Origin of the sequence: Caldimonas sp., from assembly GCF_046289365.1 — a bacterium.
Taxonomy (GTDB): Bacteria; Pseudomonadota; Gammaproteobacteria; order Burkholderiales; family Burkholderiaceae_C; genus Caldimonas.
In genome coordinates, this window is sequence record NZ_JBKBVU010000022.1 from 1 (window position 1) to 22,671 (window position 22,671).

Annotated in this window: 16 protein-coding genes; 5 read left to right on the top strand and 11 right to left on the bottom strand. The window is 65.9% G+C overall.

The window, feature by feature from the left end; all coding sequences use genetic code 11:
• A partial coding sequence (gene katG / locus ACK42S_RS04095) for a catalase/peroxidase HPI (RefSeq protein WP_409703723.1) occupies positions 1–1,421 on the bottom strand: 1,421 nt, incomplete at its 3' end.
• A 246-nt stretch (positions 1,422–1,667) separates the two neighbouring features.
• Positions 1,668–2,630 (bottom strand): AEC family transporter, encoded by a 963-nt coding sequence (locus tag ACK42S_RS04100; protein WP_409703726.1) that lies wholly within the window; start codon positions 2,628–2,630, stop codon positions 1,668–1,670.
• Positions 2,631–2,709: 79 nt separating this feature from the next.
• Here ACK42S_RS04100 and ACK42S_RS04105 point away from each other — a divergent pair, with 79 nt between their 5' ends.
• Entirely contained in the window at positions 2,710–4,761 is a 2,052-nt protein-coding gene (locus ACK42S_RS04105; RefSeq protein ID WP_409703729.1) for an ATP-dependent helicase, read from the top strand.
• 35 nt (positions 4,762–4,796) lie between these two features.
• Here the strand turns inward: ACK42S_RS04105 and ACK42S_RS04110 are convergent, their stop codons facing one another.
• Positions 4,797–5,144: a DUF3024 domain-containing protein gene (locus ACK42S_RS04110; RefSeq protein ID WP_409703732.1), complete on the bottom strand. Its 348-nt coding sequence runs from the start codon at positions 5,142–5,144 to the stop codon at positions 4,797–4,799.
• 79 nt (positions 5,145–5,223) lie between these two features.
• Here ACK42S_RS04110 and ACK42S_RS04115 point away from each other — a divergent pair, with 79 nt between their 5' ends.
• Positions 5,224–5,475 carry a type II toxin-antitoxin system Phd/YefM family antitoxin gene (locus ACK42S_RS04115; RefSeq protein WP_409703735.1) on the top strand — a complete coding sequence of 84 codons (252 nt, stop codon included), beginning with the start codon at positions 5,224–5,226 and terminating at the stop codon, positions 5,473–5,475.
• The gene (locus ACK42S_RS04120; RefSeq protein ID WP_409703738.1) at positions 5,472–5,726 is read left to right on the top strand and encodes a Txe/YoeB family addiction module toxin; all 255 of its coding nucleotides are present in this window, start codon (positions 5,472–5,474) and stop codon (positions 5,724–5,726) included. The genes ACK42S_RS04115 and ACK42S_RS04120 overlap by 4 nt, the downstream gene beginning before the upstream one ends.
• A 1,828-nt stretch (positions 5,727–7,554) precedes the next feature.
• Here ACK42S_RS04120 and cas2 read toward each other — a convergent pair.
• Genes cas2 through cas9 form a run of 3 tightly spaced genes read right to left on the bottom strand, consistent with a single transcriptional unit; the run spans position 7,555 to position 12,160 of the window.
• Positions 7,555–7,863 carry a CRISPR-associated endonuclease Cas2 gene (gene cas2 / locus ACK42S_RS04125; RefSeq protein ID WP_409703741.1) on the bottom strand — a complete coding sequence of 103 codons (309 nt, stop codon included), beginning with the start codon at positions 7,861–7,863 and terminating at the stop codon, positions 7,555–7,557.
• A 36-nt stretch (positions 7,864–7,899) separates the two neighbouring features.
• Positions 7,900–8,808 (bottom strand): type II CRISPR-associated endonuclease Cas1, encoded by a 909-nt coding sequence (gene cas1, locus ACK42S_RS04130; protein WP_409703744.1) that lies wholly within the window; start codon positions 8,806–8,808, stop codon positions 7,900–7,902.
• Positions 8,795–12,160, bottom strand: coding sequence for a type II CRISPR RNA-guided endonuclease Cas9 (cas9, locus tag ACK42S_RS04135; RefSeq protein ID WP_409703747.1), 3,366 nt, complete (start codon positions 12,158–12,160; stop codon positions 8,795–8,797). The genes cas1 and cas9 overlap by 14 nt, the downstream gene beginning before the upstream one ends.
• 324 nt (positions 12,161–12,484) lie before the next feature.
• Here cas9 and ACK42S_RS04140 point away from each other — a divergent pair, with 324 nt between their 5' ends.
• Positions 12,485–13,183, top strand: coding sequence for a lysoplasmalogenase (locus ACK42S_RS04140; protein ID WP_409703750.1), 699 nt, complete (start codon positions 12,485–12,487; stop codon positions 13,181–13,183).
• Between the two features lie 223 nt (positions 13,184–13,406).
• Here the strand turns inward: ACK42S_RS04140 and ACK42S_RS04145 are convergent, their stop codons facing one another.
• The 4 genes from ACK42S_RS04145 to ACK42S_RS04160 all read right to left on the bottom strand — a co-directional run bounded on the left by ACK42S_RS04145 (position 13,407) and on the right by ACK42S_RS04160 (position 21,242).
• On the bottom strand, positions 13,407–14,843 hold the full coding sequence (locus ACK42S_RS04145; RefSeq protein ID WP_409703753.1) for a DUF1501 domain-containing protein: 1,437 nt from the start codon (positions 14,841–14,843) through the stop codon (positions 13,407–13,409).
• A gap of 8 nt (positions 14,844–14,851) precedes the next feature.
• Positions 14,852–16,588, bottom strand: coding sequence for a DUF1800 family protein (locus ACK42S_RS04150; RefSeq protein ID WP_409703756.1), 1,737 nt, complete (start codon positions 16,586–16,588; stop codon positions 14,852–14,854).
• A 182-nt stretch (positions 16,589–16,770) separates the two neighbouring features.
• On the bottom strand, positions 16,771–19,536 hold the full coding sequence (gene fdhF / locus ACK42S_RS04155; protein ID WP_409703759.1) for a formate dehydrogenase subunit alpha: 2,766 nt from the start codon (positions 19,534–19,536) through the stop codon (positions 16,771–16,773).
• Positions 19,533–21,242, bottom strand: coding sequence for an NADH-ubiquinone oxidoreductase-F iron-sulfur binding region domain-containing protein (locus tag ACK42S_RS04160; protein ID WP_409703762.1), 1,710 nt, complete (start codon positions 21,240–21,242; stop codon positions 19,533–19,535). Before ACK42S_RS04160 ends, fdhF begins: the two co-directional genes overlap by 4 nt.
• A gap of 96 nt (positions 21,243–21,338) precedes the next feature.
• On the opposite strand from ACK42S_RS04160, the gene ACK42S_RS04165 reads away from it, so the two are divergent.
• On the top strand, positions 21,339–22,403 hold the full coding sequence (locus tag ACK42S_RS04165; protein WP_409703765.1) for a substrate-binding domain-containing protein: 1,065 nt from the start codon (positions 21,339–21,341) through the stop codon (positions 22,401–22,403).
• Between the two features lie 16 nt (positions 22,404–22,419).
• Here the strand turns inward: ACK42S_RS04165 and ACK42S_RS04170 are convergent, their stop codons facing one another.
• Complete coding sequence (locus tag ACK42S_RS04170; RefSeq protein ID WP_409703768.1) at positions 22,420–22,584, bottom strand: hypothetical protein; 165 nt, start codon at positions 22,582–22,584, stop codon at positions 22,420–22,422.
• Positions 22,585–22,671 lie beyond the last annotated feature (87 nt).

Sequence of the window (22,671 nt, forward strand, 5' to 3'; positions counted from 1 at the left end):
CCGCGCTTGTCGCCGCCGCGGAAGGTCGAGGCCGAGGCCCAGGCGATGGTCACCAGTTCCGACACGGAAATGCCGGAGGCTGCGATCTTCGCCTTCATGTCGGCGATGTCGGCGGCGGTGGGCTTGTGGATCGGTGCGGGCAGCGGGTCCTGCCACAGCAGGTCTTCCTTCGGCACTTCGGGGCCCAGGTAGCGGGCCTTGGGCCCCATGTCGCGGTGGGTCAGCTTGAACCAGGCGCGCGCATAAGCGTCGGCAAAGGCCTGCGGGTCGTTCAGGAACTTGCGCGAGATCTTCTCGTAGGCCGGGTCGAAGCGCAGCGACAGGTCGGTCGTGAGCATGGTCGGCTTGCGCTTGGGCGCATCCGGCGTGGGGCCGGGGATGATGTCGTCTGCGCCCTTGGCCACCCACTGGATGGCGCCGGCCGGCGAACGGGTCTGCTCCCACTCGTACTTGAACAGGATCTCGAAGAAGTCGTTGTTCCAGCGCGCCGGCGTGGTCGTCCAGGTCACTTCCAGGCCGGAGGTGATGGCGTCTTTGCCCTTGCCGCTGCCGTGGGTGCTGCGCCAACCCAGGCCTTGTTCCTCCAGCGGCGCGGCCTCGGGGTCGGGGCCGACGTGCGTGGCCGGCCCGGCACCGTGCGTCTTGCCGAGGGTGTGGCCGCCGGCGATCAGAGCGACGGTCTCCTCGTCGTTCATGCCCATGCGGGCGAAGGTCTCGCGGATGTCCTTGGCCGCCGAGACCGGATCACCGTTGGCATTCGGGCCTTCAGGGTTCACATAGATCAAGCCCATCTGCACGGCCGCCAGGGGGTTCTCCAGCTCGCGCTGGCCGCTGTAGCGCTTGTCGTCGGACAGCCAGCTCGTCTCCCGGCCCCAGTACACGTCATTGTCGGGCTCCCAGGTGTCTTCACGGCCTGCGCCGAAGCCGAAGGTGCGGAAACCCGTCGACTCCAGCGCCACATTGCCGGCCAGGATCATCAGGTCGGCCCAGGAGATCTTCTGACCATACTTCTGTTTGATGGGCCACAACAGCCGGCGCGCCTTGTCCAGGTTGACGTTGTCGGGCCAGGCATTCAACGGCGCAAAGCGCTGCTGCCCGCGCCCGCCGCCGCCGCGGCCGTCGCCCATGCGGTAGGTGCCGGCGCTGTGCCAGGCCATGCGGATCATCAGGCCGGCATAGCTGCCGAAGTCCGCGGGCCACCAGTCCTGCGACTCGGTCATCAGCTTCTTCAGGTCGGCCTTGAGCGCGGCGTAGTCGAGCTTTTTGAACTCTTCACGGTAGTTGAATTGCTTGCCCAGCGGATTGGACTTTTCCGAATGCTGGCTGAGCAAATCCAGGCGCAGCTGGTTGGGCCACCAGTCGGTGTTGCGGGTGCCGGTGCCGGCAGCGCCGTGGAAGGGGCATTGGCTCTGTGTGCTCATCGTCGTGCTCCTAGGGTGGGGTCCGAAAAGGGTGCTGGCAGTCGCCCGGAAAGACGGCGCCAGCCTCAGGCGGCCAGCGCAAGCGCGGCCAGGGCGTCCAGGAGGGGTTCGAACATCGTCGGGCTCCTTTTCATCAAGGGGGTGTCCAAGCGACATACCCCGCACACCAAGCTTAGGCGCCCAGAACGATTAGGTAAATTCGATAATCGCGAATCTGAAGATAAATGCTATCTATCAGTGGGCGGGTTAACCCGAGGTCGCGGATGTGGCGAAGAGGCGCACCACCGATGAAAAGCTGAGGAAGGCCAGGGCCGTGGACCACAGGATGATGCGGGCGATGCGCCCGTTGTCGGCGGCAAACCGCTCGGCCAGCAGGGACACGTTGCTGGCTGAAGGCAGGGCCGCGGCCAGCACCAAGGCGGTGAGCGCAAAATGGTCCAGCGGCAGGCCCAGGCGCAAGGCCACCAGCCCGGCGGCCAGCACCAGCACCGGGTGCACCACCAGCTTGATGAAGACGATGGGGGCGTAGTCGGACACCGGCGTGGGGCGGTTCAGGTTCTTTTGCGAGCGCCACAGCACCGCACCGATGGTGAACAGCGCCACCGGCGACGCCGCATTGCCCAGCATGCCGATCATGCGGTCCACCGGGCCGGGCAGGCTGAGCTCGCCGAGCGAGACGGCCGCCCCGGCCGCGATCGACCATGGCAGCGGATTGCTCAGCGCCCCGCGCAAGGCCTTGCCCAGGCTGTTGCGCCAGTGGCCGCCGCCGCTTTGGGCCAAGGCCAGGCACAACGAGCTGGTGACGAACAAATCGGCCAGGATGGTGACGATCACCGGCCCGGCCGCCCGCTCGCCCATCAGCGCGACGATGAGCGGCACGCCCATGAAGCCGGTGTTCGGGAAGGCCGCCACCAGCGCGCCGAAGGCCGCGTCCTTCAGGTTCACCCCGCTGGCCAGCGACTGGGCCATGGTGACGAAGACGATGAGCAGCGCGCAGGCGATGTACAGGCCCAGCCACACCGGGTTCACCAGCTCGGCAAAGGGGGTGCTGGCACCAAAGCGAAACAGCATGCACGGCAGCGCAAAGAAGAGCACGAAGATGTTCAACCCGGGAATTGCCGCCTCGGGCAGCACGCCCCGGCGCGCGGCCAGGTAGCCGCACAGCACCAGGGCGAAGAACGGGAAGGTGACTTCGAAGATCGCTTGCATGCGGCGCGCAGTATCGCAAGCCGGCGCGCGGTTTGCCTGACGCCCGCCTGAAAAAGTCCGGCCGGTATCATGGCGCCCCGTGTCGTCCGCTCCCCTGTCCCTCAATCCCGCCCAACTCGAAGCCGTCCACCACCTGCAGGGGCCTTGCCTCGTGCTGGCGGGGGCGGGCTCGGGCAAGACGCGGGTGATCACCCACAAGATCGCGCGGCTGCTGCAGGCCGGCTACGCGCCGGGGCAGATCGCGGCCATCACCTTCACCAACAAGGCGGCCGAGGAAATGCGCGAACGCGCCCGCGGCCTGGTGGGCGCCAAGGCGGCGCAGCACCTGGTGATCAGCACCTTCCACAGCCTGGGCGTGCGCATCCTGCGCACCGACGGGCCGCGCCTGGGGCTGAAAGAGAAGTTCTCCATCCTCGACAGCGACGACGTGCTGTCCATCTTGCGCGACGCCGGCGGCACCACCGATGCGGCCACAGCGCGGCGCTGGCAGTGGACCATCAGCCTGTGGAAGAACCAGGGGCTCGACAGCGACCAGGCCGCGCAGGTGGCCAAAGACGAGGACGAACGCGTCGCCGCCCGCGTGATGAAGCTCTATGAAGAGCGTCTGGTGGCCTACCAGGCCGTGGACTTCGACGACCTGATCAGCCTGCCGCTGAAGCTGCTGCAGCGCGACGCCGAGGCCCGCGCCAAGTGGCAGGACACCTTGCGCTACGTGCTCGTGGACGAATACCAGGACACCAACGCCGTGCAGTACGAACTGCTCAAGGCCCTGGTGGGCGAGCGCGGCATGTTCACCGCGGTGGGCGACGACGACCAGTCGATCTACGGCTGGCGCGGCGCCACCATCGAGAACCTCAAGCGCCTGCCGCAGGACTATCCGCAGCTCAAGGTGATCCCGCTGGAGCAGAACTATCGCTCCACCGGCGCCATCCTGCGCGCGGCCAACCACGTGATCGCGGCCAACCCCAAGATCTTCGAGAAGAAGCTCTGGAGTGAGTTCGGCGAAGGCGAGCCGGTGCGCGTGCTGGAGTGCGACAACGAGGAGCACGAGGCCGAGCGCGCGGTGGCGCGCATCCAGGGCCTGCGCGCGCAGGGTGGCGAGGTCCAGTGGAGCGACTTTGCCATCCTCTACCGCGCCAACCACCAGGCGCGCGTGTTCGAGCAGGCCTTGCGCCGCGCGAACATTCCCTACAAAGTCTCGGGTGGGCAAAGCTTCTTCGACCGCGCGGAGATCAAGGATCTGTGCGCTTGGCTGCGCCTGCTGGTGAACAACGACGACGACCCCGCCTTCCTGCGGGCGGTGACCACGCCCAAGCGCGGCATCGGTCACCAGACGCTCGCGCAGCTCGGTGAGTTTGCGGGCAAGTGGCGCGTGAGCCTGTTCGAGGCGCTGTTTGCCGATTCGCTGTCCACCGCCGTGAGTTCACGGGCCATCGGGGCGCTGCACGAGTTCGGCCGCTACGTGAACGACCTGGAGCATCGCTTTCGCCACACCGTGGGCGCCGAGGCTGCCAAGCCCGCGCTGATGGAGTGGCTCAAGGACATCGGTTATGAGCAGCACCTCTACGACGGCGAAGACAACGACAAGCTCGCCGCCAGCCGCTGGCAGAACGTGCTCGACTTCATCGATTGGATCGCGCGGCGCTGCGGCGGCGAACTGCAGACCGAAGGCGGCGCCACCACTGAGACCGAACGCTGCAGCGTGCTCGATGTGGCGCAGACGATCTCGGTCATCCTCAGCCTGGCCGAGCGCGGCGGCGACACCAACGTGGTGACACTGTCCACGCTGCACGCCTCCAAAGGGCTGGAGTGGCCGCATGTCTTCCTGGCCGGCGTGAACGAGGGCCTGCTGCCCTTCAAGAGCGAAGATGAGGACATGACCCCGCAGCGCCTGGAGGAAGAGCGCCGGCTGATGTATGTGGGCATCACGCGCGCGCGCACCACGCTGGTGGTGAGCACCCTCAAGCGCCGCAAGAAGGGCCGTGAATTCGTGGCCGGCATCCCCAGCCGCTTCATCGGCGAGATGAAGCTGGACGAGAAGACCATGAAGGAAGACCCGCGCGAGAAGCTCAAGGCGCTGCGCGCGGAGTTTGCCAAGCGGGCGGCGCAGCGGGGGGCCCAGCAGGTCTGAGTCTGCAGGTGACCCAGCCGGGGGCTGGAAACGGTTCAGCCGAAAAAGCAGCCGTGCTCGTCACGATCGATGACGTCCAGCGCTTCGCTCAGATGCCGTGTGGTGGCCTGCGGCGCATAGCTGTGCCACTTCAAACTTGCGCGGATCCAGTACAGCTTCCAGTAGGCCCCTGACCGGACATAGGTGATCCTGGCGAATGGGCGAGCGCGCACCATGCTGGGATCCCGCCAATCCGGGCGGATCTCGACGATCTCGATGTTCTGCTTGTCAATGCGATAGACAACATCGAGCTCGTTGCGGATGCTGGGTGGCGGGCGCCGCTTGGCCAGGAAGGCGTTCAGGTCGCGTTCGCAGCGTTGGAGTTCGAGTTCTGAGAATGCCATGGCCTGATGTGGTTGTGGGAGCCCCGGGTCAGCTTACGTCGCGCCTTACATGTACAACATTTTGTACAAAGGAGTTCCCATGGACGCTATCACCTATTCTGCCGCCCGCGCCCACTTGGCTAGCACGATGGACCGGGTGTGCAACGACCACGAGCCCGTGATCATCACCCGCAGCGGGCAGCAGTCGGGGGTAATGCTGTCGCTGGAAGACTACCAGTCGCTCGAAGAGACGGCCTATCTGCTGCGCAGCCCAGCCAACGCGCGGCGCCTGTTGAACGCGGTGATGGAGTTGGCCTCAGGTGGCGGTCAGGCGCGCGAGCTGGCCGAGTGAAGCTGATCTTTGCCGAGGCCGCCTGGGAGGACTATCTCTACTGGCAGAAGCAGGATCGCCGGATGGTGGAGCGCATCCACAAGCTGATCTGCGAAACCCAGCGCGAGCCCTTCGATGGCATGGGCAAGCCCGAGCCCCTGAAGCATGCCCTGGCCGGTTTCTGGTCACGCCGCATCACCGAGGAGCACCGCATGGTCTACAGGGTGGAAGGGGTCGCCTTGTTGGTGGCGCAGGTGCGTTACCACTACTGATGCAGCCGCATCTTCATCAGCAGACCGCGCGCAGCGCGTGCCCTTGATCAGTGGGGCGCCGCCCCGGTGATCAAGGGCTCGGTTGTAGCTCCCTCTCTCACCCCGGATAGCTACACTTATGACGAGCGCGCCGAGGATCTCCTTGAGGTTGTAGCTCCCTCTCTCACCCCGGATAGCTACACTCACACATCTGGCGTGCGCACCCAGCCGGCAGTTGTAGCTCCCTCTCTCACCCCGGATAGCTACACTATGATGAAGTCGGCCATGTCGCCCCCCTGTGTTGTAGCTCCCTCTCTCACCCCGGATAGCTACACTACCAGGTATGCGTGCCCGAGCGGGCCGCCGGTTGTAGCTCCCTCTCTCACCCCGGATAGCTACACTTTCTGGAGGCTTGGGAACAGCGCGGCCAGCGTTGTAGCTCCCTCTCTCACCCCGGATAGCTACACTCGGCACGTCAACACCCGGCGCGAAGATTTTGTTGTAGCTCCCTCTCTCACCCCGGATAGCTACACTCGGCACGTCAACACCCGGCGCGAAGATTTTGTTGTAGCTCCCTCTCTCACCCCGGATAGCTACACTACAGACTACGGCACATTCGCGTATCGCGCCGTTGTAGCTCCCTCTCTCACCCCGGATAGCTACACTGCGCGCTCGGTACCGGCTGCCTCGAGCGCTGTTGTAGCTCCCTCTCTCACCCCGGATAGCTACACTTCCATGCGCAGCTTCGCTCGCGCGTGCTGGGTTGTAGCTCCCTCTCTCACCCCGGATAGCTACACTCCACCGCGGCGCGCACGCTCTTCGTGATGGGTTGTAGCTCCCTCTCTCACCCCGGATAGCTACACTCCGACGCTACGGGCACGTTGCATGCGTTGCGTTGTAGCTCCCTCTCTCACCCCGGATAGCTACACTTACCACGGCCATCGCTATGTGCCATCGCATGTTGTAGCTCCCTCTCTCACCCCGGATAGCTACACTCAGTGGCGTGACGTCCTGGCCGTGGATGGGGTTGTAGCTCCCTCTCTCACCCCGGATAGCTACACTGACCGGCGCCGCGAAGGTCGCGCTGATCGTGTTGTAGCTCCCTCTCTCACCCCGGATAGCTACACTCTTCGGCCAGGGCGATCATGTGCAGGTGCGGTTGTAGCTCCCTCTCTCACCCCGGATAGCTACACTAATTCGGTTTGCAGTCTGCTGTCGTGCACGGTTGTAGCTCCCTCTCTCACCCCGGATAGCTACACTAGTTTTCCCGCAGCATGGGCATGTTCGCTTGTTGTAGCTCCCTCTCTCACCCCGGATAGCTACACTTCTGCCCGAGTGGTGGTTTCCGTTTTCGTGGTTGTAGCTCCCTCTCTCACCCCGGATAGCTACACTGAGTGCAGCGCCAGCAGGGCCGCCGCGAGGGTTGTAGCTCCCTCTCTCACCCCGGATAGCTACACTCGGGTGCATGCGATCGCCGTGGGGGCGCTGGTTGTAGCTCCCTCTCTCACCCCGGATAGCTACACTCCGAAGGAGAAAGCAGGCAACACGTCGATGGTTGTAGCTCCCTCTCTCACCCCGGATAGCTACACTCTCTGATTCAAGAGGCCCGCGAGCATATCGGTTGTAGCTCCCTCTCTCACCCCGGATAGCTACACTAGCGCGTCGTTCGCCTTCTTCTGGCTCTCGGTTGTAGCTCCCTCTCTCACCCCGGATAGCTACACTTGGCGGCCGAGTCGCACATGACCGCCGCGCGTTGTAGCTCCCTCTCTCACCCCGGATAGCTACACTCGAGCCCGCGGAAACCCGCTCCAGGCTTGGCCTGGACGGGTTTTCTTTTTGTCCGAAATGGTCAGAACAGCACGATCTGGCTGGCGTTGACCTGCTTTTCCTGAAAAAGCGGCAGGCCTACCAGTAGCTTCATGCTGGTGTACTGCTTCTCGGTGACGGTCAGGACGCGCACCGATCCCTCGGGTGGCAGGTTGGCCAGCAGCCGCTTCATGTGTTTCTCTTCGGCATCGTTGCCATTCAGGATGCGGCCATAGACGGAGAACTGAATCATGTCGTATCCGTCGTTGAGCAGGAAGCGCCTGAACTGCGTGTAAGCCCGCCGGTCGGCTCGGGTGGTCACGGGCAGGTCGAAGAACACCAGCAATCGCATGTATCGCCTCGTGTCCGCGCCCATGGCCGCTCGGGGCTACATCTCGTGCCTGTGCTGCTGCAGGCCAACAACCTGGGGCAACTCCAGCAGCATCTCACTGCCGCCGTCGTAGATGCGCGCCAGCGATTCCGCGGCTTGCTCGATCGATGACAGGGTGCTCATCATGCCGCGTGGCATCGCTACATCCACATTCAGCAGCGCGACCAGAGCGGCCTTGTCCTCGGGGGTCAATTCCGATTCGTCATCGGGGTTGCGGTGCTGGGCCACGTGGAGATCCACCAGCGGCCGATAAGGCTCGATCAAGTCGTCAGCCAGGTTGAAGGCGTTCTGTTCGCTGCTGTGGAAGATGCCGACGGTGGGCAGCAGGCCGTGGGCTACCAGCGCTCGGGCCACGGCGCCGCGCATCACGGCGTACCCGTAGTCGAGCGCGGCATTGACCCAGTTCTCCTGGCTGCGGTGGAAGTTGCGGCCGAACAGTTGCGGGAAGTAGTAGGCACTGGCCTGGGCTTCCATGTTGCCGGTGTCGCCTGAGCGGACACGCCGGGAATAGGACATCAGACGCTCGTGGTCACCGGCCTTCATCACCTGCAGACAGAAGGCCTGGTTGGCAATCTTGCGCTGCACGATCGCGGCCCAGGTGCGTTTGCCGGTGGGCTTGTCCAACGCCAGCTGCAGGCGCAGCATGCGCGTGGCGCGGCTGTGGCTCTGGAAGGGCAGGAAGACACCGCTGGGTTGGTGGTTGTCGCCGGTCGCATACAGGCCGATGCCGTACTCGGCGCAGGCCGACAACACCGGATGCGTGAGTGTGATCTCACGGTTGTTCAGTACGATCACCGCGATGTCCTCGAAGGGCACACGCGCCGATTGCTCCTGCTCGACCACGAGCGAGAAGTGCTCGCGCCTCAGGCGAGCCGGCTGGTTGATCACTACGCTACGCCAGACCACGGCGTTTCTCCGGCGGCGCGGGATAGATGCGGCCGAGAATATCCACGTGGAGCTTCTCAACCTTGACGGCCGTCTTCACGCCAATCCCGCGGATCAGTCCATCTTTTCCAATCGCGATGTTTCTGTCGTGAGTCCAAAGACTGAAAGCGCCTGTGGATCTGTCGCAGCCTGCGTAGTACCCCCTGAACCGTTCCTTCCTCAAGTGGATGTCGACGAGGTCATTCGGGTAAAGCGAAAAGCACCACTCGAAGCTTTGGTCGATCTCGGTCCACTCACTCTCTTCTTTAGAGGCGACGATTGCGCGATTCGGTAGACCTGTGACACGGTGATGGACATAGACCGGCACTACAAAGTACTTGCCGTCCTTCGCAAACACATCCACCCGCAACATGCTGTCGTTCTTCGCTATGCCACCGCGCACCGGGATGCCGCTCATCTTGTCGATGACCATCGTCACCGAGCGAACGATGGGGCCGGTGGGATGGCCTTCCTTGTCGGGTTTTCGAAGCGGGTTGTCTGCGGAGAAGGCCTTGTCTGCCTTGCCGCCATGGGCCTCCAGCCGGGCGCGAATGGCAGCGTAGAGCTTTTCGTTGCGGTGCGGATCAGCCAGCTTGTCCAGGTCTTTCAGTGTCAGGCTGGACAGCGGCACCTTCTGCGTGACGCCGCCTTGTGCCTGTAGCCTTTTGGGTTGCGCATAGATGGTGTCCTTGTGTGCCGCACCTCCGTTGCGCCGTTGCGGTGCGCGTGAGACGAAGAGCGGGCGCAGGGCCTGCAGCGCTTCAGGCGGATAGGTCCCGAGGCGCGCCATCTCCGTGCGCAGTTCGTCGATGGAGTCGGTCTTGAGCCGCTTCTCAAGTTCATGGTGGAAATGCGGCCACGGTTCAGGGAAGCGTTCGACCAGATGCTGATGCGCGCCGGGGTTGAGGAATTCCCCGGTCTCGGGGTCAGGGAAACCTTCACGCAGGTATTCCAGCTCCTTACGCCGCGAATGGTCGGCCAGGCGTTTGACCATGGCGTGGCTGCACGCGGCGATCACGGCAGCGTCCAGCGCGTGGTGGCGATCGCTTTCCTCGCGGATCTTCAACAGGCCCCAGCGAGCCCGTAGGAAGGAGGTGAGCTGGCCGTTGATCACCACGCAGCGTTGGGTTGTGCTGTCGCTGGCCAGTTGTAGGTGCTGCTCGACATAGTTCTTGAAGAACTTGCAGATGTAGCGTGTGTCGTTGAGGTTACGGTCCTTGAAGCCTTGGGCTTCTTCAGGACCGTAGTTCTTACGCAGCAGCCGGTTGCGCTTGGCTTGTCGGTAGGACTTGTTGGTTTCCACCCAAGACTTGTAGTGACGCCAGCGATCACCGTCTTCGCCTCCGGGGAAGCTGGTGAGGTATTCGTATGCCGTCCGGTTGCCCTTGTTCTGGTTCTCGCGCGTCAGCACCAGCACCTTGTTGTTCTTGCTGTCGTCGTAGCTGCGCGAGTAGGGCAGGGCGTGGTCGATCTGCACGTAGCTCGGATCGTTGATGACCCGATCCAATTCGAGCGCTTCAAGCGAGTAGGCGCATTTGCCGTGCTGCTCGCGGTACAGCATCCACTTCTCGAACTCAACGCCTGTGGGCTTGCGGCCGAACTCCTCCTCAAAGCGATCGCGCTCGGCAGCGTTCTTGTCCCGATACTCCTTCTGCAGCTTCTCGATGTCGCGGCGCTCTTCCAGCGGACGTGATAAATCCCGTGCCATCTCGATATGCACCGATGCAGGTGAGCCATATTCCTTGATGAGCGCGTTGCACACCTTGCGCGCCTGGTTGAGCGCGCGCAAGACAACAGGGTTGCGAGGAACATCGAGGTCTTCGCGGAATTTCATGCCACCGCCCTTGGTGCGTGCGTTCTCGTAGAACGGCGGCAGGTACCGGTGCTGGCCCCCGCCGGCTACGAAACGCTGGCTGTGGTGCCGGTACTCCGGAATTTGGCCCACCGCCTGGTCGTAGCGAAAACCCTGCTCCATCAGGGGAACAATTCTGCGAAGGGCTTTGAGGGAAAGGGCATGAAACTTGTCGAAGGTGATCGCCAGCAATGCGTCAATCATGCGTTCGCCACCAGGCAGGTTCAGCTTCGTGAGTTCAGCCCGGATTTCACTGTCGTCCTTGAAGACGCTGAGCGCCCATGCGATGCCATCCAGTGCCTCGGGACGACCTTGAAGAGCTGCGGACGACATTTGTTGCCATTCGGCTTGCAGCCCAGCCTTTTTGAGATGCAGGCGCAGTTCATGCCAAGCCGGGAGCCGGATCAGGATCTGTTCCTCCGGGTCTTTCGCTTTGCCAGACTCCTTTTGCGCCTGGCTGGGATAGGACAAGCCCCCAAAGCGGAAGCCGTCAGGCAGCAATCCTGACTTCACTAGCGCCGTACGCAGATTCTTATAGGTGTACTTCTCACCCGCCTGGTAGGGCAGGGGGAGCGCATGTTTGCGCTCTGTCTCGGTGAGCGGACGAGATTCGCCATCGACGATGACACGCAGGTTGTTCAGGCGGGTCAGCCAGACATGACGTTCAGCGGTGAAGCTGGCTTTCGGCGCACGGAATTCGGTGGGCTCGAAGGTGCATTTGCCAAGCATGGAGAGGACAGACTGTACGGGGCGCTGCTCCCAGAACAGGCCGCTGCGGCGGTCCCCATGTCCGCGGATAGCCTGCTCTAGCGTGTGTCCAGCGTGCGGGTTTCCGTGCAGGCGCTGCGCTTCGAAGAGCTTGGCAAGTTCCTGATCGAGCAGAACGCGAGACAGAGCCTTTTCGTAGCTGCCTTGCTTGTTGCGCTGCGCGTCGGGGAACTCGGCAAGCACCATTTCGGCCGCCGTGCGGTAGCCCTTTTCCAGCATGATCGCGTAGGTGCGGGACAGCCCCTGCTTGACCTTGCCTCCCTCGCCCTTGGTATCGCTTTCGGCCTTGGCCTCTTCAGCCTTGCTGAACCAGTGAAAGCCCCTGTGCTTGCACAGGTGGTAGAGCACACGGGCCCATTCGATGGGCTCCAGCTTGCGGTCCAGGCCTTGTGTGCGCAACGACCACACGGAATCCTGGAACCCTGGCTGCGATCGGAAGAAGTCTGCCTCAGGAATCAACCCTTCCCGTTTGAGCAGACGGGCCAGCTTGGTCAGCCTCCAGGCTCGCCGATAGAGGCGACGTCGCATCGAGCGGGCGGTGCGTCGCGCCAGGTTCAGTGATTCACCTCGGTCTGCTGTCTCGGCCTTGTCGAAGCTGCGCACCCCCAGATCCACGATACGGTTCTCGGCCAGGACGGCCCAACCGACCGAGGCAATGCCGATGTCGAACCCGAACGTGAGGGGGCCAAGATTTTCTAGGGGCTTGCCGGACATGCTTTCCCTTCGCATAATCCACCCCGTTGTAGCTATCCGGGGTGAGAGCCGTTGCTGCAATAAGAATTGGTCGAAAGACCTGTTCGTACCCGAAACGCCGGCAGGGCAACTTGCCGGCGTTTCTCTTTGTCAGCAATCGTGCGTTGAACAGGCGCGCTTGAGTACCCCCTTTGGGGGGAAGTTCTCGCTGCGATGTCGCCACGATGCGTGACTTTGTGCGGAAGTCCCGAGCGGTTGCGCTCCGTACTGTCAACCGCCCGACGTGATTGGCATCGGGCGACTCCCAGTGGTGTACCCCTTCGGGTCCCCCCACAATCGACGCCCATGAACTCCCCTTCCCTGTTCTGGGCCACCGCCTGGCGCTACACCCTGCCGTGGGTGCTGGTGGCCAGTGCCTTGCTGGCGATCTTCAGCGGGCCGAATGCGCTCGATGCTGAGATCCTGCGCTTCGTGTTCAAGCCGCTCACCACCGTCCTGATCATTGCGTATGCCTGGTCGCGCAGGGGCGACGTGCCGCGGCGGCGCACCTGGGTGCTGGTAGGGCTGGTGTTTTCGCTGGCCGGCGATATCGCGCTGATGTGGCCCGGCGGCTTCGTGGCCGGGCTGGTGGCCTTCCTGCTGGCGCACCTGGCCTATCTGGTGGCCTTCACGTCCACCACGCGCCTGGCCTCGATGTGGCAGCCCTGGGTGTTCTATGCGGCGGTGAGCGCGGCCGTGCTCGCTCAGTTGTGGCCGGGCGTGCCCGGGGCGCTGCAGATCCCGGTGGTGGCTTATGTGGTCTGCCTGGCCGCGATGGCCGCGCAGGCGGCCACCTGGTGGCTGCGCGAAGGCACGGCCCCGTTGTCGCGCGAGGCGGGTTTTGCGGCGCTGGGGGGCCTGCTGTTCGTCAGCTCGGACGCCCTGCTGGCCATCAACCAGTTCCTCGACCCGCTGCCCGAGGCCTCGTTGTGGGTGCTGTCCACCTACTGGGCGGCGCAGTGGTGCATCGCGACCTCACTGAAGCGCGGGCCCCAGCGGGGCTGAGCGAGGCGGCGCTTTTCAGCGCTTCGGCGCCCGACGGTGCCGCGCTGCCCGGGGGCTCAGGGCTCGGGCACAGTGCCGTGTCACCAGGCTCTTGCCCTGCATGGGACACATGCCGTCGGCATGGGGGCCAGCGATGGCATGGCTGCGCCCGTCGCTGACCCGGTGGATGGCGTGCGCACGTTCCAAGCCCTGGCGGCGAGCTTCGTCTGACCTCGACGACGCTTCAAAGAAAGCCGATCTGGCGCTGGCTGAAGTTGCGCAAGTTGGGCAAGATGGTGTCGAGCTGGCTGTCGCTGGCGCCAAACCAGCGCAGCAAGGTGGCGGCGTATTGGTCCACGGAGATTTTCGGGATCCAGCGGCCGTGCTGTTCCCAGCTGTGCACGCCCACGTCGTCCGGACCGCCCAGCACCAGTTCGGGGTAGCTGCCATAGGTGGTGCGGCCGACGACTGCGCCGCCCATCACCAGTTGGTGGTTACCCCAGGCGTGGTCGGTGCCGGCACTGTTGTTGGGCTTGAAGGTGCGCCCGAAGTCGCTTTGCGTGAAGAGGGTGACGTTTTGGGCCACGCCCAGGTTGATCATCGCTTGGTGAAAGCAGGCCATGGCCTGAGCGACAAGCCCGAGCAAGCGGGCATGCTCGCCCGTGGTGCTGTCGCCGGCGATCTGGTTGCCATGGGTGTCGAAGCCGCCCAGCGATGCGAAGAAGATTTGGCGCTCGCCTTGCACGGTGGCGCGTCCTTCGATGAGCTTGGCCACTTGGTAGAGCTGCTGGCCGAGGCTGGAGCTGATGCGGCCGTTGCTGATGAGGGGCGCGAAGGCTTGGTTGATGGCCGCCGACGCGTTGGCGTCGGCCGGTGCGGTTTTCACCAACGCCCCCAACCGATCGGACACGGCCAAGGCCTCGCGCTGTTGACGCATGTAGGCGTCGAGCAAGGCGTTGGGGTGGTTGCCGGCGTACAAGGCCTCGATGGCGGCTTTGCGTGCGCCCACGGGCGCCCAACTGGTGTTGCTCAGCCCTTCCAGCCCAAAGGTGGATCCGGGGCCGGGCAGCACCAGCGGGGCCGACAGCGTGGACAAGCCAAAGCGTCCGTTGCCACCCACCGAGATCACCGGGTTGGCCGTGGCCAGGGTTTCGGCGGCGCGCCCACCCCAGCCCGTTCGGGTCAGCGCGTTGGTGCTGGCAGCCTCCCACAGCAGCTGCTGGTCGGAATGTGAGAACAGCGCTTCGGGGATGAGCGCAGAGTTGGGGGGGGCGCTGCGGTACTCGGCTTTGGTCAGAGGAGCATACAGTGGGCCGACGTTGAATACGGGCGCCAGATGCCCTTGGTTCCACACGGGCTCCAGCGCGGCCATGGCCGGGTGCAGGCCGTAGCCGCTGTTGCCCAGGTCGACCAGCGCGTTGCGCGGCAGCGCGAGCCGGCCGCGCACGCTGGCGTATTGGTTGTAGCGGGTGTCGGTGGGCACGATGGTGTTCATCCCATCGTTACCACCGTAGAGGAAGACGCAGACCAGCGCTTTGTAGCCGGATTGGGCTTGCGCGGGGGTGTGCAGCAAGGTCGTCAGGCCGCCCAGGCCCAGGGCGCTGGCCAGGGTACCCCCGGTGAACCGGAGCCACTGGCGGCGCTTGAGGGCCCAGGCGTCGGCAGGCGGGTGTGTCTTCATGGGTGAGCTCAACGGATGACCTGATATTGCGGCGAGGCAAAGATGAGATAGGCGGCTTGGCGCACGCGGTTGAGCCGCACGGTGTCGTTGTTCACCGGTGCAAAGGCTTCCACGGCATCGATCACCTGGGTGCGGGCAGTTGCTGGCAGGGTCTCGCCCAGCACCAACATCGACAGACGATCGACGAGGTTGGCCGCAACGTCGGCATCGGCCATGAAACCCCGCAGGTCCACGCTCGTGCCCACGGCATTGGGCACGTCGGCAGACGGGGGGGAGCCGCCCCAGAACAGCAGGTAGTTCACGAAGTTGATGCGCTGCAAGGCGGTGTTGGCGTTGTGGATGCCGAAGGCCGGACCGACCAGGGCGGTGCCGGCCACGGGGTAGTCCGGAGGGTAGAAATTGAACACCGACGGCGGGCGAAACAGGTGCTGGCGCAACTGTTCACCCCACCACCAGCCCAGGGCCTCGCCGTCGGTGCGGCCGTTCAGTGCGCGCAGCATGCCGGTGAACAGTTGTACCGGCTCGCGCAGGCGGCCGAAGGTCGTGCCGGGTTGTGGGGTGCGGGCTTCGGGGTCGAGCAAGATGGCAGCCACCGTGGCGCGCATATCGCCGCGCTGGCCGGTGCCGAAGCTGTCGAAGCGGCCGGTGTTGAAGGCGGTGGCCACGCGCTGCACGTAGGCGGGCGAAGGGTTGCTGGTGACCAGGTGCTGGATGAGTTGCTTGCCGATGAAAGGCCCGATGTTGGGATGATTCATCAGGCTGTCGAGTACGGCCTCCAGGGCCTGTGGCGCAGTATGGCCGGCTGGCAGGCTCACTCCAGACAGCAGGGTCCGCGCGCTGCTGTCGTGGTATGCCGCCACTGGCACCATGTCGCCGCCGTAATAGCGGCAGTTCAAGCCCTGTGGCCAACAGCCCCCGGCCGCGGCGCCGCCGGGTGGATAGGTCCAGCCGGTGAGCGCATAGGCGTAAGCGCGCACGGTGTCGTTGTCGTAGGTGGGGAGGCAGCGGCCGCCTTTGAGCGTGCCGTTCGGGTTGAGCTCGCAGGTGCCGATGGAAAAGAGTTGCAGCAGCTCGCGTGCGAAGTTTTCGTTCGGGGCGGCGCGGTCGTTGTTGGCATTGTTCAGGTAGTCGCCCATCACCGGCGACAGGCTCACTTTGCGCAGCACCTCGCGGTAGTTGCCGAAGGACTGCTCCAGCAACATGTTGTGGTAGTTGCGAAGGCCGTAGGTGCCCTCCACCTCCAGGTTGGACACCACGAGGATTTGCTGCAGCGCCAAGGCCACGCGCTGGCGCAGTTGGTCGGGGTTGTTCACCGCGTTGCGGTAGAAATCCCACAGCAAGGGGGTGGAGGACCACCAGTCGCGCCAGCAGGTCGTGCCGCGGCCATCGCAGAAGTTGCCTGTGCCGGTGTGTTGGTGCACGGCCCCGGTGCCGCCACTGGTGTAGCGTGATACGGGCTGGTTCATCTGTTCGGCGATCCACTTGGCCGGGCCTTGGGCGCGGATGGTGGCCACCAGGGACTCGGTGGGTCCGAAGCTGGCCTGGTCGGCCAGGCGCACGGCATCGCGCTGGGTGGTGGGCACGTCGGGCAGGCTGGCAGCAGGCGGGGCCGGCTCGGCCGGCGCGGGGCTCGCGCCGGAGCCGCCGCCACAGGCGGCCAGGCCCACCACGGCAGCCGACAGCGCTGCATACAGCACAAGATGATGTGTGCGCATGGGATGGGTGTCTGCGTTGCGGATGTCCACGTGCAAGCTCTCCTGCGAGCGGCACGGAAATGTCACTTGGGGGCGACACGCTGTGTCAGAAGTCGTCACAGCGCGACGTCAAAGCCCCGTAACCTCCAGAGGCGAAACGCCTATGTCTTCGAGGCAGCAAGTTCAGCGCCTGTCATGGCGCTGTGTTACGCGTGTTCACACATTCGTGTCGTTCACGGCCCAGGGGAACGGGCCATGCTGCCGCCGGCGTGCACGCTGACCGCACAGTACTTGAACTCCGGGATCTTGCCGAAGGGGTCCAGTGCGGGGTTGGTGAGCTTGTTGATGGCCGCCTCGGCATAGCAGAAGGGGACGAAGACGGTACCAGGCGGGGTGCCCTCGTCGGCACGGGCATAGAGGGCGACTTCACCGCGGCGCGAGCGCAGCGTGAGCACGCCGCCCGGCGCCACCCCCAGATGTTCGAGGTCGAGCGGGTGCAGCGAGGCCACCGGGTCGGGCTCCAGGGCATCGAGCACCCGGCTGCGCCGCGTCATGCTGCCCGTGTGCCAGTGTTCGAGCTGGCGGCCGGTGATGAGCACGAAGGGATGGTCGGCATCGGGCCGTTCGTCGGCCGGCACGAGGTCGGCGGGCACGAAGCGGCCGCGGCCGGTGGGGGTGGGGAAGTGGTCGGTGAAGACCACGGCCTCGCCGGGCGCGTCCTCGTCGGGACAAGGGTGCACGACGGCGCCTTCGCGTTGCAACCGGGCCCAGCTCAGGCCCGCGAGGCTGGGCATGCACTGACGCATCTCTTCATACACCTCGCCGATGTCGGCGTAGTGCCAGTCCAGCCCCAGGCCCCGGGCCATGGCCTGCAGGATGTGCCAGTCCTGGCGTGCCTGGCCGGGGGGCGCCAGCGCCTGACGGCCGAGCTGCACCAGGCGGTCGGTGTTGGTGAAGCTGCCGGTTTTTTCAGGGAAGGCGGAGGCCGGCAGCACCACGTCGGCCAGCGCTGCGGTCTCGGTGAGGAAGATGTCCTGCACCACGAGGTGGTCGAGCGAGGCCAGGGCTTCGCGTGCGTGGTTGGCGTCGGGGTCGCTCATCGCGGGGTTCTCGCCGAGGATGTACATGCCGCGCACCTGGCCGCGCAGGGCCGCGTCCATCACTTCCACCACGGTGAGGCCGGGCTGGTCGTCGAGCGGCACACCCCAGAGCTGCTCAAACTTCGCGCGCGCCTGGGCGTCGGTCACGCGCTGGTAGTCGGGCAACATCATCGGGATCAGCCCGGCGTCTGAGGCGCCTTGCACGTTGTTCTGGCCGCGCAAGGGGTGCAGCCCGGTGCCGGGCCGGCCGATCTGGCCGGTCATCAGGGCCAGCGCGATCAGGCAGCGGGCGTTGTCGGTGCCGTGCACATGCTGGCTGATGCCCATGCCCCACAGGATCATCGAGGCCCGGGATGTGGCATAGGCCCTGGCCACCTCGCGGATCGTGCCGGCGTCGATGCCGCACACCGGGGCCATGGCTTCGGGGCTGTAGGCCGCCACATGGCTGCGAACGGCGTCGAAGCCGGTGGTGCGTGCCTCGATGAAGGCGCGGTCGATCAGTCCCTCCTGGACGATCACATGCATCATCGCATTGAGCAGGGCCACGTCGGTGTCGGGCCGGAACTGCAGCGTGCGCCAGGCGTGGCGCGACAGGTCCGTGCGCCGCGGGTCGGCCACCACGAGTTTCGTGCCCCGGCGCACCGCGTTCTTGATCCATGAGGCCGCCACCGGGTGGTTGACCGTGGGGTTGGCGCCGATCAGGAGCACGAACTCGGCCTGGGCCACATCCCGCACGGGGTTGGACACGGCGCCCGAGCCGATGCCTTCGAGCAGCGCGGCCACCGACGAGGCATGGCACAGCCGCGTGCAGTGATCGACGTTGTGGCTGCCAAAGCCGGTGCGTACCAGCTTCTGGAAGAGGTAGGCCTCCTCATTGCTGCCTTTGGCCGAGCCGAAGCCAGCCAGCGCGCGCGGGCCGTGGGTGTCGCGGATCATGCGCAGGCCGCCGCTGGCCAGTGCCAGGGCCTCGTCCCAGCTCGCTTCACGGAACACCTCGTGCCAGCGTGCCGGGTCGAGCGTGGCGTGCGGCTGCTTGGGCGCATCGTCGCGGCGCACCAGGGGCACCGTCAGGCGGTGCGGGTGGTGCACGTAGTCGAAACCATAGCGTCCCTTCACGCACAGCCGGCCCTGGTTGGCCGGGCCGTCGCGGCCTTCGACGCGCAAGATGCGGTTGTCCTTGACGTGGTAGGTGAGCTGACAGCCCACGCCGCAATAGGGGCAGATGGAGTCCACGCGGCGGTCGGCCTCCTGCAAGGCCACGCCCTGCGCCGGACTGAGCGCGCCGGTGGGACAGGCCTGCACACACTCGCCGCAGCCCACGCAGGTGGAGGCTCCCATCGCGTCATCCATGTCGAAAACGATCCTCGCGTGCGCGCCACGTCCGGCCAGGCCGATCACGTCGTTCACCTGCTCGTCGCGGCAGGCGCGCAGGCAGCGCGTGCACTGGATGCAGGCGTCCAGGTTCACGGCGATGGCCGGGTGCGAGGCATCGGGCGCTGGTTGCTCGCGCGACGGAAAGCGCGGCCGGCCCACGCCGAGCTTGACCGCCCACTCGTCCACCTCGTTGTGGCGGGTGTAGGTCGTCTCAGGCAGGTCGGACTGCAGCAGCTCGAGCACCATTTTCTGCGCAGCCACCGCGCGCGCGCTTTCGCTGCGCACCACCATGCCCGGCGTGGGGGTGCGGCAGCATGAGGGCGCCAGCACCCGCTCGCCTGCCACCTCGACCATGCAGGCTCGGCAGTTGCCGGCCGGTGTGAGCCCTTCCTTGTGGCACAGGTGGGGGATCTCGATGCCGTGGCGTTGCGCAACGGACCAGACGGTCTCACCGGCGCGGGCTTGAACGGGCTGGCCGTTGAGGGTGAAGTCGATGGCGGCCTCGGGCTGCATCACGGCGCTCATGTGAGTTCCTCAGGGAAGTACTGGATCACGCAATCGACCGGATTGGGCGCCGCTTGGCCCAGGCCGCAGATCGACGCATCGCGCATCACCTGCGAGAGCTCGGCCAGCAAGGCGGTGTCCCAGCGGGGCTGCTCGATCAGCGCGCGGACCTTGCTTGTGCCCACTCGGCAGGGGGTGCACTGGCCGCAGGATTCCGTTTCGAAGAAGCGCATCAGGTTGCGCGCTGCGTCCACCGCACGGTCGTGTTGCGAGAGCACGATGATGGCGGCCGAGCCGATGAAGGCCCCGTGGGGTTGCAGGGTGTCGAAGTCCAGCGGCACATCGGCCAGGCGCGCGGGCAGGATGCCGCCCGAGGCGCCGCCGGGCAGGTAGGCGTAGAGCCTGTGGCCGTCGAGCATGCCGCCGCAGTGTTCGTCGATGAGTTCACGCAGCGTGATGCCGGCCGGGGCGAGTTTCACGCCAGGGTGCTTCACGCGGCCTGACACGGAAAACGAGCGCAGGCCCTTTCGGCCGTGGCGGCCGTGCGAGGTGAACCATTGCGGACCCCGCTCGACGATGTCGCGCACCCAGTAGAGGGTCTCGAAATTGTGTTCGAGTGTGGGCCGGCCGAACAAGCCCACCTGGGCCACGTAGGGCGGGCGCAGCCGGGGCAGGCCGCGCTTGCCTTCGATGGATTCGATCATCGCCGACTCTTCTCCGCAGATGTAGGCGCCTGCGCCGCGGCGCAGTTCGATGCGCGGCAAAGGCACCGGCGGGTTTGCCTGCAGCGCGGCCAACTCGCGCGTGAGCATCGCGCGGCAGCCGTGGTATTCGTCGCGCAGGTAGAGGTAGACCGCCTCCACGCCCACAGCCCAGGCGGCGATCAGCATGCCTTCCAGGAAGCGGTGCGGGTCACGCTCCAGATAGTGACGGTCCTTGAAGGTGCCGGGCTCGCCTTCGTCGATGTTCACTGCCATCAGCCGCGGGGCGGGCTGCTCGCGCACGATGCGCCACTTGCGCCCGGCCGGAAAGCCCGCGCCACCCAGGCCGCGCAGGCCGGAGTCTTCCATCGCCCTGAGCACGTCTTCCACCGGACGATCGCCATTCACACAGGCCTGCAACAGCGCATAGCCACCCTGGGCGCGGTAGGTGTTCAGGCCAGTGGTTTGCGGGAGGTCATCGTGAATCTGACCTTGCGCAACAGCCGTCTGCACCGCCGGCGGCGTGGCCTGGCCGATCTGCCGTTGATGCACCACGGCCACCGGCGCTTCATGGCAGCGGCCCACGCAGGGCGCCGGGATCACCCGCACCTCAGGCCCCAGCAGCGCCGGCAGCCGCTCCAGCAGCTCGCGTGCACCGGCCAGCTCGCACGACAGGCTGTCGCACACCCGCACCGTCAGCCGCGGCGGGGCGTCGAAGCCGCCGTCGGCGTTCTCGCGCACCACGTCGAAGTGGTGATAGAAGCTGGCCACTTCATACACCTCGGCCTGCGACAGGCGCATCCACTGCGCCAGCGCGGCGAGGTGGTCGGTGCGCAGTTGGTGGAAGCGGTCCTGCAGGGCATGCAGGGCCTCGATGAGCTGGTCGCGCCGTGGCAGCACCCCGTGCAGCGCGGCCTGCACTTCGCGCAGGGCCTCGGGGCGCACCTGGCGCCCGCGCGGGGCCTGGCGTTTGCGCTCGCGACTGGGGACACCCTCGGGATGCAGGGGGATGAGCTTGGCGGACATGGCCCGGTCTTCGATCGTGGGATGAGATGCAGCCTACCGCGTCCCGGCCGGCGTAATATGCAAATGTTTGCATATTTGTCGAGCGGGGGAGCGTTCATGACGGCGGTGCGCCTGTGTCCTCAATGGCAGATCGGCCCCGACGCAGGCGGCCTGGCCGCCGACGCCCTACTGGCGCTGCTCGAGGCCGTGCAGGACGGCGGCGGCATCGCCCAGGCGGCGCGCGCGCTGGGCTGGTCCTACCGTCACGCCTGGGGCCTGCTGCGCCAGGGCGAGGCCTTGCTGGGTCGGCCGCTGCTCGAACGGGGGCGGGGCCGTGGCTCGCGGCTCACCGACATGGCCCGCCGCCTGGTGTGGGCCCAGGCGCGTGTGAACGCGCGCCTGCAGCCGCTGCTGGAGTCTTTGGCCAGCGAAATCGAGGCGGACCTGGGCCGCGCCGGCCGACGCATGCCGGCCGGGCCACGCCTGCACGCCAGCCACGGCTTTGCGGTGGCGGCCCTGCGCGAGCTGCTGCTGGCGCGCCGCTTCGAGCTGGAGTGGCGCTACCGCAGCAGCCTGGAGGCGGTGGCCGCGCTGGCCCAGGGCGATTGCGACCTGGCGGGCTTTCACGTGCCCATCGGTGAGTTCCAGGCCGCGGCGGCGCAGCGCTATCGGCCCTGGCTGCAGCCGCAGCGTCACCGGCTGGTGCATCTGGCGGTGCGCACCCAGGGGCTTTTCGTGGCCAGCGGCAACCCGCACCGCATCCGGGGGCTGGCCGACGTGGCCCGCCGCGGCCTGCGCTTCGTGAACCGCCCGGAAGGCTCGGGCACGCGCGTGCTGACCGACCTGCTGTTGCAGCGCGAGGGCATCACGCCTGCACAACTGAGCGGGCATGGCGACACCGAACTCACCCATGCCGCGGTGGCCGCCTATGTGGCCAGCGGCATGGCCGATGTGGGGCTGGGGGTGGAGACGGCGGCGCGGCGTTTCGGGCTGCATTTCATCCCGCTGCTGAAGGAGCGCTACTTCTTGGCGCTGTCGGCGCAGGCCCTGGAAGACCAGCGCTTGCGGCCCCTGCTGGACGTGCTGGGTTCGGCCGCCTACCGCAGCCGCGTGGCCGCTCTGCCAGGCTATGACGCCGGCCAGACCGGCCGGGTGCTGCGCGTGGACGAGGCCTTTGGCTGAGCGGTGCCCGGCGCTTTCAGGGCTGCAGCACGGCGGCGCCCAGCACCTCGCTGGCTTGCGCCTGCGGGTAGACCTGCATCTGCACTCGTAGCGGCACCTGGCGCACGGCGTGTACGTCGTCCAGCGGCAGGTCCTCCAGATCGGACACGTAGCGGGTATCGGCCACCACATGGGTGGCCAAGCCCCCGTCGCGCTGGGCAAGCCGCCAGCTCCGGGGCCCGAGGCGAGGCCCTAAGATGGCGGCTTGGACCCTGCCACGCCTTTGCGC

What these genes read in the sequence shown, in the direction of transcription:
- cas2 (WP_409703741.1), bottom strand. Translation starts at nt 7,863, where the DNA reads ATGCGATTGCTGGTGTTCTTCGACCTGCCCGTGACCACCCGAGCCGAC.
- ACK42S_RS04160 (WP_409703762.1), bottom strand. Translation starts at nt 21,242, where the DNA reads ATGTCCGCCAAGCTCATCCCCCTGCATCCCGAGGGTGTCCCCAGTCGC.
- ACK42S_RS04145 (WP_409703753.1), bottom strand. Translation starts at nt 14,843, where the DNA reads ATGAAGACACACCCGCCTGCCGACGCCTGGGCCCTCAAGCGCCGCCAG.
- ACK42S_RS04115 (WP_409703735.1), top strand. Translation starts at nt 5,224, where the DNA reads ATGGACGCTATCACCTATTCTGCCGCCCGCGCCCACTTGGCTAGCACG.
- ACK42S_RS04140 (WP_409703750.1), top strand. Translation starts at nt 12,485, where the DNA reads ATGAACTCCCCTTCCCTGTTCTGGGCCACCGCCTGGCGCTACACCCTG.
- fdhF (WP_409703759.1), bottom strand. Translation starts at nt 19,536, where the DNA reads ATGAGCGCCGTGATGCAGCCCGAGGCCGCCATCGACTTCACCCTCAAC.
- ACK42S_RS04100 (WP_409703726.1), bottom strand. Translation starts at nt 2,630, where the DNA reads ATGCAAGCGATCTTCGAAGTCACCTTCCCGTTCTTCGCCCTGGTGCTG.
- ACK42S_RS04165 (WP_409703765.1), top strand. Translation starts at nt 21,339, where the DNA reads ATGACGGCGGTGCGCCTGTGTCCTCAATGGCAGATCGGCCCCGACGCA.
- ACK42S_RS04110 (WP_409703732.1), bottom strand. Translation starts at nt 5,144, where the DNA reads ATGGCATTCTCAGAACTCGAACTCCAACGCTGCGAACGCGACCTGAAC.
- cas9 (WP_409703747.1), bottom strand. Translation starts at nt 12,160, where the DNA reads ATGTCCGGCAAGCCCCTAGAAAATCTTGGCCCCCTCACGTTCGGGTTC.